This is a genomic window from Enterobacter cloacae complex sp. 2024EL-00214, assembly GCF_043945575.1.
GTDB lineage: Bacteria > Pseudomonadota > Gammaproteobacteria > Enterobacterales > Enterobacteriaceae > Enterobacter > Enterobacter cloacae_P.
On the sequence record NZ_JBIMRC010000027.1, the window covers coordinates 44,784 to 56,333 of the forward strand.

Genomic DNA, 11,550 nt, shown 5'->3' on the forward strand with positions numbered 1-11,550 from the left:
GCTTTCAATTCGTTAAGTAGATCTTTCGATCGCCATAACTTCATATCGCACTTTGTTTATGCTGCAAAAATAACAATATTAAGATGATTTATCTTTATATATTACAAAAGACAGATCAAATGATCGTGATGGGATCTTTTCACAGATGACTTAACTAAAATTTTAAGCTGTAGTTGGTTTTTCTTTAAAATGGAGTTCGTGATAAAATAAATCGATCTTATTCAATGAGTTACAAGTGCTTTTGAAATTATCCTAATTTGATACCAATCTTCATCTTTTGTTCGTTCTGGAGCATCGCTTGTTTGATTTGGATGAACTGTTTCATCTGGAGCTGCTGCTTCTGAAGCATTGCAGCACTGTTAAGCACCAGTTCTTTACTTGATGAAGGGGTTCTATCGATACCTTTAACACCAAGATTATCAAGCTTCCACTCGTTACGATGGACTGTCTTCCAGCCATGTTGAACACCATGTTTATCAAGTGCAGGTATTTTTACTTCCTTTTGACCGAGTTTTTTAAGCTTAACAAGATCGCCCTTCTTAACATTTTCTCGTGATGTAAGATCGCCAAAATCAGCCCCCCAGTATGTCTTTTCAACCCCCTTGTTAAGGGTCTTCAGTTTCAAGAAATGCTGCTTCGGCTTCGTTTTATCATGCTGGTAATGGTCATAACCAACATCCACAACCTCATAAACGCCCTTCTGTCGCTTAGGAGCGGTACTGTGAGCATCCCTGATAGACTGATTAAGTCCTTGCTGCTGCCTGTGTGTTGCCTTAACGTCATAACCTTTAAGTTTTAGCTCTTCGCAAAAACCAGTTCTAATCTCCCTTAAATCCTTCTTTCTTATATCGGTACGCTTTCCATCTTCATCACGGATACGGAAAACAACATGAACATGAGGATGGTCTTTTTTATCGTTATGATACCCAAGAACAAAGCGATGGTTTGGATACTTCTTGTGCATCGTTTTTCTGACTGACTCAAGCAAGTCTTCTGGTTTCACTTTTGCAGAGACAGGCGGTGAGAACACGATATTTTGTGTCACCTTTTTATTTTCTTTACCCTTATCGTTCATTACATTTTGAGGGTCGTTTGCACGATCTACCATGTGCTCTTTTGCTTCCTGTATCTCGTCACCTTTCCATACCTGGCCGCTTTCACTCATCACGGGCAATTCTGATTCCCGGCTCATATAGTCAATACTGTTTCTTATCCCTTGTCGGGTGATTGCACCGCCTGATATTTTTACAACCACTTCCTTACTGGCACCCTTTCGGTTGATACGTTCCTGTACGTTACGCTGATAGTTCTTACCACCATTTTTCACTTTATGGGCAAAAGCAGATTTGCGGCCAGCTTCAGAGGATTTACGTTTGAACCGGTATTCTTTATCAACGGAAACGCCCATTATTACACCTCCACCTTATTAGATACAGTTCGACCTTTGCATAACATTATGTAGTTTTCAAACTCACTTTTAAGATTAATGATTTCTGTTTCAAGCTTTTCTGCATCCTGATAGAACCCATCTTTATCAAGAACTCTTGCCTGATCATTAAGGATGATGTAGTGAAAATTCCGGCCTACTTTATCGATAGCATTGCGACACCGATTCATCATAAGAAGTTCTTGATCAAAGAAATCCAGTTCATTATCTAAGGTGGTCTGAATACGGTAGCGGCACTCTCTGGACAAAGTCCATCCATGACGCTTTGCGGCTTTTTCTATTTTATTCCGCTGTTTCATTGTTAAATACATTGTAGTTTTGATAAAATCATTAGTATCTGGCATAAAGTTATCATTATCATCTTCTGTTACTTTGCTTTTAAGTAAAGCACTGGCAAGCAATTTCATGCCTTTAGCAACAGTTAAACCAGGCTCATCTGGATAAATAACCTTCAGACATTCAAGTAGATTATCATGCTGTTTTTCTTCTAGTCTGAAATTAATTTGCTTCATAAATCCTCCAACAAGAACCGACTGTAGGTCACCGGGCAAACGAGTAAAATGCTAGCATTTTGCGGCGTTTGCCCTATCCTGCATCGCTTTGATCTAGCACTAGTCTTGAATTGTGCTTCAGCGTCGAGGAAAAAGCAAAACTGAAGGGCTGTCATGGCTGAAGGTTTCGCTTGTCTACGACCGGAAACATCTCAATGGCTGTGAGCTATGTGGGATAAGGTTCGCTACGCGAACGGTCTGGCAGGGGGCGCAAGCGCTGTCTTGCAGAGTATATAAAAAAGCACCTCCCGCAAACGGGAGGGCTTCGGCGATTCATGACGTGTGAAACTATTCAGGGTCTGGTGTGTCGCCTACCATGCCCTGACGGGCATCACACAACCAGCGGCGTAAGTTGCTCATTCTTTCCCTGTTTGCGTGGCTTGGTCTTTTCCCTCTGTTTCCGGTTAAAACTCTCCAAACCCTCAGCCCTTCTTTATTCGTCCAGTGAATGACTATTTCACCTTTACTGTTGAATGCAAGGGAAAAACGAACCGCACCTTCTTTTTGTTGATCACTGATAAAAGTTAAAAACTCCTGCTTTGTCATAAAACCTCCAATGTTTCATTTACCAGTGAATCTATGCGCTCGTCTTTCCAGCGCTTTTTTGAGCTGATCCATGAACTCAGGGAATGCAGAGAACGGCATGATGGGAAAGACAGGGCGAGCGCCCTTTTCAACAGCCTGTATTGCTGATAGCATACGTTCCGACATTAGATATTCCTCGCGTGGGAATGAGTGTCACGGTATCAGGTTGCTCCAACAACCTGATACCACCTTCTTTTAAAACATCAGTTTTTATTCAAAAGATTAATCACCTCTCTTTTAGCTTCATTCTGCTCCTTCGTTGTGAAGGCAAAATTGAACCATGATTCAATCTCTCTTAAAACGCCTTCTTTTGACAGGCCACATTCGTTGAACCAGAATGTTACGTTCTTTTTAAGTGAGTTAATCGCGCTAAGTTCGTTGTTATCTACTTCGCGAACAGACAAAGTAATGTAACCACGACCCCGGTTTTTTTCTTCGAATGTATGAATGGCAAGAAAAAGTGTTTCTGACTGGATGAAGGATATGCAGTTTATGGTTTCTTTTTTAACGTTTACTGATTTAAAATCGATGGCATAAGTTTTCATTTTTACTCCCGCCCGTTTGGGCTACTGGATTAAGGCAAGGAATCATTCCTAACCAACAAATTCAGTATACCATCATATGATGGTAATGCAATTATTTTAATCCCTTTCTTTTAGAATTTCTCCACGCTTTACAAGTTGGTAAACAGGATGTTCATCAGCCAGGAGTAAAAGCATTTCATAAGTACCGGCTGCTAAACCGCGTGAAGTTTTTCCGGTAGTTTCTTTAGCCTGCCATGCTGACAAAGTGAAGCCAAAACGATCTGCGGCTTCCTGCTGTGTAAATCCAGCTTTAATGCGAGCGTTTTTCACCTCTTCCGGCGTTGGTTTATCAATCATATTTTTTCACCTTCAACAATGTATCGACACAAAATTGCAATAATATTGGGTCTTCAATTTCATTCTTTACCCTATCAAATTCATCTTTGAAAAAAGACTGCTGATAAACAATCTTTTTTGTTGTTTTCTTTTCAGATTCTTTTGCTCTAACCTTCATCAGTTTTTCCAGCTCGATGAAGATGCGTCCTGAATCTTCAGAAACAACAATTCTGTATGTAACATTACCTTTGTTTTTTCTGTCACTCAGTATTTCATCCATTATAATTACCTTCATAGTTGTTTAATTAAGCCGGATAACTTTACGAGCTGATCTATGTCCAATCCCCGAATCAGGACTTCATAACCATCACCACGCTCTGTCACATGCCCATTCAAACCATTTACAGCTTTAAACCCTGTTAACGTTCCGTGCCAGTTTTCAAGCTTAACAAGTTGTGACAACATGCCTTTCAGTATTTGCCTTTCTTCCCGCTCTTTCTGTAGTTTCTTCTCATACTCTCGCGAAGTTTCAACATCCTGTAATGCATTTATAAGTATTTTCTTTTCAATATCTGCGGCTATCTCTACGGGGTTACGCTGTGGTGATACAGTGCATGTATGACATGGACTACGCCAGTTACGGCTATCCACGCTGCCTATGATAGCTAACCTTCCTTTGTCCATTCGAATGTGTACAGAATAATTTTTAAATCGTGGCGACGTTAGTTTTATACGATATTGACAATCATCCAGCAGGTTTACGCGCCAGCCGTTCCCCAGGATACGGCAGACGATTTCAAAAACAGGCCGATAGAGCAAGAAAAATGATTTCATAAACTCACCTTTAAAGTGTTGGGGGCTTTCGCCCCCGTTTTAACTATGCTCTGTTTTCTACTTTCTGCCTGCCAGCTGCTTTACGCTTCCCGGCAGTGCCGTACATCTCGCGGATTTCATCAATACTGTGTTCTTTTCGGTTCCAGCGGCTCTTATGTTCTTCAGGACGGTAAAACCACTGTTTTTTCTTCGCTGCCCATTTGCAACCTATTTCTTTCAACGTGTCTTTATGTTCGCGAGTTTCCCCACTAATCCAGATCCAGTTGCCTATAACTTCATAAACTAAACCTGATAACCCGGTGAGTACGTTCAACACGCTTTCCATATCGTCACCGTAGTTATAGTGTGCGTTTTCATCGGTGCTCTGAAACGAATTAATTTTATCGATGTTTGCCATCAGAAAATCAAAAGCAGCGTTTACAGCTTTCATCAGTTCAGCGCCTAACGGATTACGGTCTGGATGATATTTTAAAGCCGCTTTTTTATATGCAGCCTTGATATCCTTTTCAGTCAATTCACCAGATAAACCAAAGACGTTTAATGCTTCCTGAATGTTCATGCTTTTCTCCCGCCCGTTTGGGCTGCTGGATTAAGGCAGGGAGCCATTCCCAACCAACAAATTCAGTATACCATCATATGATGGTAATGCAATTGTTTTTGATTGCTTTGTAGTGTAAAGACACTATAAAGACAGCGAATGCTTTACGCTGTTGAACCGTGTTTCAAAGAGGCGCGAACTGTGTCACATTTTGCATACTCGTTACATCGCGCCGGGGACGTTCGCCAGTATTGGCGAACCAACAAGCCTGGATATGAGCAATAACCTCCTCTCCCCTGCTAAGCCAATTTCTGACTATCAGACGGCGTTTAGCCTGTCGCAGTTAGCGCGTGAGCTGGCGAACGGTACGCCGGGGCAGTGTGAAGCACTGGCGCGGGGCGCTGTATCTGCGCGTTATGAGGTGCGTTAGCAGCGCATTACGTGGCGAGTAGCTGAAACCAATTGATGCCTGACGAACTCTGACAGCAAAAAAACAATCAGGCCGCCAGCTGCTGGGCGACAATAGCCAGCAAAAAGTAACTGGCCATCATTGCCGGTCGTAAAATTTTGCTGGCATCCCATGTAAGCGGAGTTCACTCCTGGTCAATTTCCAGCTTGTTACGTTAAACGAGCTGTATGCTGTTCTAAGCGGGTTTACCCCGTTCTGCTGAACCCTCGTCGGGGTAAACTCACTTAAAACGCCTCTGAGGGCTTCTGAGTGCGTTTTAGTGCTGGATCTAAAAAGGATCACTCCACGATCCTTTCCCGTTTTTTACGCATAACTTAAAAATCATCTTACTTTTAAGTTATCTTTGCTCAATGTATCTCTTTGATTTAACAGTTTAAAACATCTCTTTTTTTTGAGTTAAAATTCTTCTCACCTTTTCTCAGACCTAGGTGATCGAGAGACGGCACCGCTCGCCGCAGTCTTTGGCTGAGGCGTACCGCAGGAGCATAGCGACGAGGAACGAACAGCCAAAGCGAGGAAGCGGAATATCTGCTGCTCTGACAGAGAGCACGTACACTCAATGGCTAAAATATGAACACCTTATGTTTTGCTCCAACTTCCGAAGGTTAGAAGGATCTATCCTCTGGGTTTATGCTGAGTTATCCACAGGTACTGTGCATTAAAAGCCTTATATATATTTTCTTTTCTTAAAGATCTTAAAGAATTAGAGGTTTTTAATTATCTGATATATATAGGAAAAATAAGCTAAACATGATGGTGGATGCGACGAAACATGATGATAAATGCGATTAAACATGATGGGAAATGCGACGAGGCATGATGAAAAATGCGTTTTACCATGATGGAAAATGCGACGAAACATGATGGAAAATGCGACGCTATTAACAGCTTGATTTAAAAGCTTCATATCTGAAGATCTTTGTATGTGAAGTCATCAAGGCGTGCGTTTTATGAGCACATTGGCTGGAGCCTGTCTGGTTTAGCTGAGTCGCTAAGCGGACAAACATGATGATAAATGCGAATAAACATGATGGAAAAAATAACTTCATCATGTTAATGTGGCTACTCTTTAGTGAGAGGTTTTATGAGAATAAAAGTTATGAAAAATGTAACTGAAAAAACGAAGATTCGTCACAGGAACGAAATAAATAAAACTCTGGCTCAACTTCCATTGGCAGCCAAAAGGGTTCTGTGTCTGGCCTTGGTTTATGTTGATCCAAAAAAAGAAATGAGAATGGGGCAGACCTTTAAAATTCGGGCTGATATGTACGCAAAGATAGCCGGAATACATCCTTCTGTTGCTTATAAGCAAGTCAAGGAAGGTGCTGAATTGTTAAATGTCAGTAAACTTTCCCTTACGGGGAATGATATGAAGGAATTAGCAAAGGAACTTGGTCTTCCAAATTCAAAAAACATCGACCGCCTTGACTTATCGATTACTGATTATTGTGCATATAACCAAAATGAGGGATTTGTAATTCTAAGATTTGGATACACTATCACGCCTTATATATCAAGATTAATTGGGGCGGAAAATAAATTCACAACACAACTAATTGCGTCCTCATTAAAATTGAGAGGGGAGTATTCGTGGTCATTGTATCAGTTAATTAGGAAGAATTACTCAACGTTTAAAGGGAAAAATTCATTTAGCCTATCTCTGGAAGAGTTGAAGGATGAACTTATTGCTTACAATATTGATGATAATGGAGATATTATATATAAGTATCCAGAGTACCCTATATTCAAGCGAGAGGTAATAAATAAGGCCATCAAAGAAATAAAAGAAAAAACTGAGGTGACTTTCCTGTCTTGCGTTGTCGATGAAAAAGAAGGAAGGAAAGTTAGTAAGTTACGATTTGAATACGCTATAGATGAAGATAAATTTGCCGAATCAGGCTCTGATTTTCCTATAGAGTTATTTGACGATGATGATTCTGCTTTTCTTGAGGAGTTTGATAGAAAAGTACCACCCAAAAAGAAATGAGGTGAGTTATGGCTAAAATCTATGATTTCCCGCTGGGCGCAGAGCGAGACAAACTAAGGCATGAAATTGACAGGGAACGTAAAAAGCAACGTAGAGTAAAAACGGGCAATCCGTTTATCCGACACGTTAAATGGTTCTGTTTTTATCTTCGCCTTGTCACAGCTGGCGCACTGCATGTAGTTTCTGTTATTACCCTGGCTGTATTGGGGGCTTTCAGTAAGGCTATTTTCTGGATTGGCGGGATGGTTTGTGTCGTCACATGGTTTCACCTTGAGCGCCAGTTCTGGACGCCACATAATTTCACGATCCCTGTTATCGTAAGCCTGTGGGGATTGAGTTTGTTTGCCACTCCCCTAATGGAGATGATAAACAAAAAAATGCCGTGGTATCGTCTCCTGGTTCCTGATGCGAAAGAAGCAAGCACGGAGACACCTGATGATGAGTCGCGGTGAACCAGTCGCAAGCTGCCTGCTTGCACTGTGCATGTTTGCCTTATACCATCGGTTTAGCATAGTGCGCGATGTGAGTTCTTTTCAATGCGATGCAGGATAGGGCAAACGCCGCAAAATGCTAGCATTTTACTCGTTTGCCCGGTGACCTACAGTCGGTTCTTGTTGGAGGATTTATGAAGTTTGATGTAAAAGAGTTTATTGATGATAAATACGCAAAAGCTATTAATATTTTAAAGGAAAACCTCAAAGAAAACTATCATGTTTTTTATGGGATCAGATTGAGTGAAATTCTTTTTCCTGCCAGTGAGTATGGCTCTGATGCTTTCTTTAAAGAATTTGAATCAATTAACAGTGTAATACTACCATTAGTAATCTTTGATTTAACACAACGCAAGCCAATGATGATTATCAGCTTCGATAAGATATCTGATGCCAGTTTGTTGGCAGGGACGGGTATTGTGGTTCTTGAATGTATGGCTCTGTCCGATCTTCTGACAAATGATAATATTGCTATTTTATATAAAATCTAAAAATCTTCTCTCAGTTTATACTTTCTGCTAGGGTCACCAAGTGTTATCGAGTTTAGTTCATGTGAGTAATGGTGTGTATGGTAATGCGCTGGATTTTTCAGATAATCGGGGAATGATATTATTTTCCCGCAACTAATTGCAGAATAGAACCAGTTACGGAAAGTTTTGTCATTTGTTTTTAGTGCATGTTTTGGAATAAAAACTAATTTAATACTGGAAACGTAATTGACAGGATTAAGTATAGTATATCTGTTTTCTACAAACTCTTTTAAAGCATCTATAAATTCATATTCTGATGTATAAATTTCTGTCTTATTACTAGGGCGTTTTATCTGGAATATGAATGAATAGTAGTTCTGGTCAAGTATTTCAACGGTGTTTGAATTTATGCTCAGTTGTTCAATAACCGCTTCTCGTTTATACTCTAATTTGTCTCTGACAGATTGATATACAACCATTGCTGCATGATGTGAACCACCACTGTTTGAAGCTACATAGCGGTCAAGCCAGGAGTAATATGTAACATTGATAGAATCGCGAGGGTTGAAACCTTCATGCTCAATGTGCCATATATTATCCTCCCAGTCTGAAATGTTTTCAGCTTTCAGGTTTTTGGCGGGATACATCCCCTCCCCCCATGAGTAAAGGTTTTTGAACCAACTACCATTTATTACCTTGTTCCATCCACAACCGAAACTTTTCGAGGCAGTCAGAGACTGTAATTTGTTAAAATCGAAATCCAGAGAGTGTTTTTTATCTGTAGTTATTATGTTACTCAGAATCTCAGCCAGATCCCTGTCAATATATCTCAGTGAGTATTCGCTAAATATATTTTCAAGCTGCAATATGGTGTCTGCATCCGCTGTAGGTTCAACTAACTTAATATCAGCAAGATTTTTAAACGTTGCAGCGGTCAGCTTATGGTGATCTGTCAACCTGTAGAGTTGACAGATTAATTCGGTTAAATATCTCATAGATTATCATCCATGCTTCTATGGTTAGAATTTTGCTGATTCCAGTAACCAGTGGTTTTTCTGGTTTTCGTCCAGATTATCAAATGCGGCCAGCGCTGCCTTTAGAACGGTTGTCCTGCTCTGTCCTGTTCTGATCGCCTCAGCCTCTAGGATATCGTCAAAGGCTTCAGAAAGCCGGAAATTAACCAGCTTCGCTTTACCTGGTGTTGGCTTCCTTGTGGCTCCAGAGATAAAGCGTGCTGTTTCTGCGTTTGTTGCCTGTTCTTCTGTCGCCGGAACGGTTGGCGTTTTCAATTTTAAAACCATACAAAATCCTCATTAAAGACACTATCTAAGTGTAAATACTATAGTGTCTTTATGTTGTCTTTACAATGTAAATTTCTATGTATTCGATTGAAATATTTAGATTATCCCTATTTCCTGGGCGACTAATTCTATCTGTGCTTTTGCTGTTGTCAGACTGGAGGCGCGGCTTACATCATGTACCCCTGCCCCTTCATTGCAGGCGCTTTCAAACACATCCAATTCTGACATGCGGTTTTTTAGTGGCTGTATCCAGACGTCGTCTGAGCGTAATAATTTATCCAGCTCAATAGCGGCTTTTCTGTGGCGTGGCTTGCTTGGGTTTATTCTGGTAAGTAATACCCAGGGTTGCAGGGCTGCGTTTGATTTCTGAGCCATGCGGACTTTCTCGGTTACGCTCGTCAGTGTTTCACTTTCAAAGTCAGATGACGCTTTAACCAGAGTTATCATGATATCTGACACAGTCAGTGCGCTACGGAACTCAAGGCTGTCATGTCCGGGGCAGTCAACGATCAGAACATCGCACAGCTTGCTCAGGCGGTTAATCTCTTTGCTTACATTACCGTATGCCTCGTAGACTGGTACTGTTGGGAGGCTATTCTCCCTGCGTTTTTCATTCCAGCTGATAAGGTCATTGTTCTTATCGGTTTTAAGGATGATTACCGATTTTTCTCTGTTTGCCAGCATAGATGCTGTGTTAGCTGAGTAGGTGCTTTTCCCTACCCCGCCCTTATCTGAAACCACCAGTAAAATTTTTCCCATTTCCGCATCCTCGTATTTACGATGTAAAGCTTTTCATGTCTTTACGGTGTCTTTAACTTATAAAGATATAGGCGTCTTTATAGTGTCTTTATACTCTTTATGTTTTACGATGTAAATAGAGTATAAAGATAAGTGTGTCTTTATGTGTGCTTTACATGGTAAAGCTCATTATGGCTTTACGTTTGATTTACACCGTCTTTCTGATGTAACTGTAGGTGACGTGGTCACATAATGAATCATTTCTTTGGTTCGGTTTGAGTATGCCTTTAAAATACCATGCGAAACAGGTACTATATGGTTATGCTTTAATAACCTAAATTGAACTGGTTCGACATTGTGACTCATACCGTACCGCAAAGCTTTGTCCGGGCTTATTTACGCGCCTCAACATCTGAACAAGACGCTTCTCGCGCACTCGCTGCGATCGATAGCTTTGCTGATGAGCGTGGCCTTAACATCTGCAATTACTACATCGAGAATGAATCTGGTTCGCGGCTCGACCGACCGGAATTATTCAGACTGCTGAACGACTGCCGACAGAACGATATTCTCCTCATTGAAGATGTTGATCGGCTTTCACGCTTAACTGGTGAAGACTGGAACAGCCTGAAGAAGTTGATTCGCCAGAAGGATATTCGAGTGATGGCCATCAACGTACCGACAACCTGGATTGCTTCAGCGAGCCATGATTTTGATAGTCGCATGTTTGCTGCAATCAACGATATGTTGCTTGATATGCTGGCTGCTGTGGCTCGTCGTGATTATGAACAACGCCGGGAACGTCAAAGGCAGGGGATTAATAAAGCTCAAAAGGAGGGAAAATATAAGGGGCGTCAGGTCAATCAGGCTCGATACGATGCAATTAATCGGTTGCTCGATAGCGGTAGTTCTTGGAGCCAGGTTCAGAAAATTATGGCCTGTAGTCGAGGGACAATTAGTAGTGCTGTAAAATCGAGGGAAGATAAACGTGCTTTGAGTAAGTAGTTACAACACAAAAGAAAATGTCTACCCGTCCTAGCTGGTTGGCTTGTGTGATTGTTCAATAGGGGTCAGTTTGGATATCGAAAATTATTGGGCACTGTTGCAAAGTTAGCGATGAGGCAGCCTTTTGTCTTATTCAAAGGCCTTACGTTTCAAAAACTCTGCTTACCAGGCGCATTTCGCCCAGGGGATCACCATAATAAAATGCTGAGGCCTGGCCTTTGCGTAGTGCACGCATCACCTCAATACCTTTGATGGTGGCGTAAGCCGTCTTCAT

The 11,550-nt window shown here is 41.2% G+C and carries 17 protein-coding genes and 1 pseudogene; 5 read left to right on the forward strand and 13 right to left on the reverse strand.

Translation table 11 applies throughout. The features are described 5' to 3' along the window. Window positions 1–247: 247 nt before the first annotated feature. From mobP1 to ACHHZ6_RS22545, 9 genes are all read right to left on the reverse strand, one after another. Window positions 248–1,408, reverse strand: a complete 1,161-nt coding sequence (gene mobP1 / locus ACHHZ6_RS22505; RefSeq protein ID WP_044715149.1) for a MobP1 family relaxase — start codon at window positions 1,406–1,408, stop codon at window positions 248–250. A 2-nt stretch (window positions 1,409–1,410) separates the two neighbouring features. Further along, window positions 1,411–1,959, reverse strand: a complete 549-nt coding sequence (gene ddp1 / locus ACHHZ6_RS22510) for a DNA distortion polypeptide 1 (protein WP_044715148.1) — start codon at window positions 1,957–1,959, stop codon at window positions 1,411–1,413. 327 nt (window positions 1,960–2,286) lie between these two features. After that, window positions 2,287–2,544: a hypothetical protein gene (locus ACHHZ6_RS22515; RefSeq protein WP_044715147.1), complete on the reverse strand. Its 258-nt coding sequence runs from the start codon at window positions 2,542–2,544 to the stop codon at window positions 2,287–2,289. A 15-nt stretch (window positions 2,545–2,559) separates the two neighbouring features. Continuing rightward, window positions 2,560–2,709, reverse strand: a complete 150-nt coding sequence (locus ACHHZ6_RS22520; protein ID WP_162852120.1) for a hypothetical protein — start codon at window positions 2,707–2,709, stop codon at window positions 2,560–2,562. 77 nt (window positions 2,710–2,786) lie between these two features. Next, window positions 2,787–3,128: a hypothetical protein gene (locus tag ACHHZ6_RS22525; protein ID WP_059347451.1), complete on the reverse strand. Its 342-nt coding sequence runs from the start codon at window positions 3,126–3,128 to the stop codon at window positions 2,787–2,789. Window positions 3,129–3,224: 96 nt separating this feature from the next. Further along, window positions 3,225–3,464 carry a hypothetical protein gene (locus tag ACHHZ6_RS22530; protein ID WP_044715143.1) on the reverse strand — a complete coding sequence of 80 codons (240 nt, stop codon included), beginning with the start codon at window positions 3,462–3,464 and terminating at the stop codon, window positions 3,225–3,227. Further along, complete coding sequence (locus ACHHZ6_RS22535; protein ID WP_044715141.1) at window positions 3,457–3,723, reverse strand: hypothetical protein; 267 nt, start codon at window positions 3,721–3,723, stop codon at window positions 3,457–3,459. Before ACHHZ6_RS22535 ends, ACHHZ6_RS22530 begins: the two co-directional genes overlap by 8 nt. A gap of 11 nt (window positions 3,724–3,734) precedes the next feature. Further along, window positions 3,735–4,277 carry a hypothetical protein gene (locus ACHHZ6_RS22540; RefSeq protein ID WP_044715140.1) on the reverse strand — a complete coding sequence of 181 codons (543 nt, stop codon included), beginning with the start codon at window positions 4,275–4,277 and terminating at the stop codon, window positions 3,735–3,737. A gap of 43 nt (window positions 4,278–4,320) precedes the next feature. Further along, window positions 4,321–4,836, reverse strand: coding sequence for a DnaJ domain-containing protein (locus ACHHZ6_RS22545; RefSeq protein ID WP_044715137.1), 516 nt, complete (start codon window positions 4,834–4,836; stop codon window positions 4,321–4,323). 253 nt (window positions 4,837–5,089) lie between these two features. Here ACHHZ6_RS22545 and ACHHZ6_RS22550 point away from each other — a divergent pair, with 253 nt between their 5' ends. The 4 genes from ACHHZ6_RS22550 to ddp1 (ACHHZ6_RS22565) all read left to right on the forward strand — a co-directional run bounded on the left by ACHHZ6_RS22550 (window position 5,090) and on the right by ddp1 (ACHHZ6_RS22565) (window position 8,253). Continuing rightward, complete coding sequence (locus ACHHZ6_RS22550; RefSeq protein WP_226852982.1) at window positions 5,090–5,245, forward strand: hypothetical protein; 156 nt, start codon at window positions 5,090–5,092, stop codon at window positions 5,243–5,245. Window positions 5,246–6,383: 1,138 nt separating this feature from the next. Further along, window positions 6,384–7,271, forward strand: coding sequence for a replication initiation protein (locus ACHHZ6_RS22555; RefSeq protein WP_225622177.1), 888 nt, complete (start codon window positions 6,384–6,386; stop codon window positions 7,269–7,271). Window positions 7,272–7,279: 8 nt separating this feature from the next. After that, window positions 7,280–7,723 carry a hypothetical protein gene (locus ACHHZ6_RS22560; protein WP_044715130.1) on the forward strand — a complete coding sequence of 148 codons (444 nt, stop codon included), beginning with the start codon at window positions 7,280–7,282 and terminating at the stop codon, window positions 7,721–7,723. A gap of 173 nt (window positions 7,724–7,896) precedes the next feature. Next, complete coding sequence (gene ddp1 / locus ACHHZ6_RS22565) at window positions 7,897–8,253, forward strand: DNA distortion polypeptide 3 (protein WP_044715127.1); 357 nt, start codon at window positions 7,897–7,899, stop codon at window positions 8,251–8,253. Here ddp1 (ACHHZ6_RS22565) and ACHHZ6_RS22570 read toward each other — a convergent pair. The 3 genes from ACHHZ6_RS22570 to ACHHZ6_RS22580 form a co-directional block, all read right to left on the reverse strand. Further along, window positions 8,250–9,227 (reverse strand): DUF6685 family protein, encoded by a 978-nt coding sequence (locus ACHHZ6_RS22570; protein ID WP_047722177.1) that lies wholly within the window; start codon window positions 9,225–9,227, stop codon window positions 8,250–8,252. The two genes, ddp1 (ACHHZ6_RS22565) and ACHHZ6_RS22570, sit on opposite strands and share 4 nt — an antisense overlap. 24 nt (window positions 9,228–9,251) lie before the next feature. After that, window positions 9,252–9,533, reverse strand: coding sequence for a hypothetical protein (locus ACHHZ6_RS22575; RefSeq protein ID WP_044715122.1), 282 nt, complete (start codon window positions 9,531–9,533; stop codon window positions 9,252–9,254). Window positions 9,534–9,629: 96 nt separating this feature from the next. Continuing rightward, a complete protein-coding gene (locus ACHHZ6_RS22580; RefSeq protein WP_044715119.1) occupies window positions 9,630–10,292 on the reverse strand; it encodes an ArsA-related P-loop ATPase in 663 nt (220 codons plus the stop codon). A 336-nt stretch (window positions 10,293–10,628) separates the two neighbouring features. Here ACHHZ6_RS22580 and ACHHZ6_RS22585 point away from each other — a divergent pair, with 336 nt between their 5' ends. Further along, window positions 10,629–11,276: a recombinase family protein gene (locus tag ACHHZ6_RS22585; protein ID WP_024262784.1), complete on the forward strand. Its 648-nt coding sequence runs from the start codon at window positions 10,629–10,631 to the stop codon at window positions 11,274–11,276. A gap of 142 nt (window positions 11,277–11,418) precedes the next feature. On the opposite strand, the pseudogene ACHHZ6_RS22590 reads toward ACHHZ6_RS22585, so the two are convergent. After that, a pseudogene (locus ACHHZ6_RS22590) lies at window positions 11,419–11,550 on the reverse strand (IS6 family transposase); the annotation flags it as partial.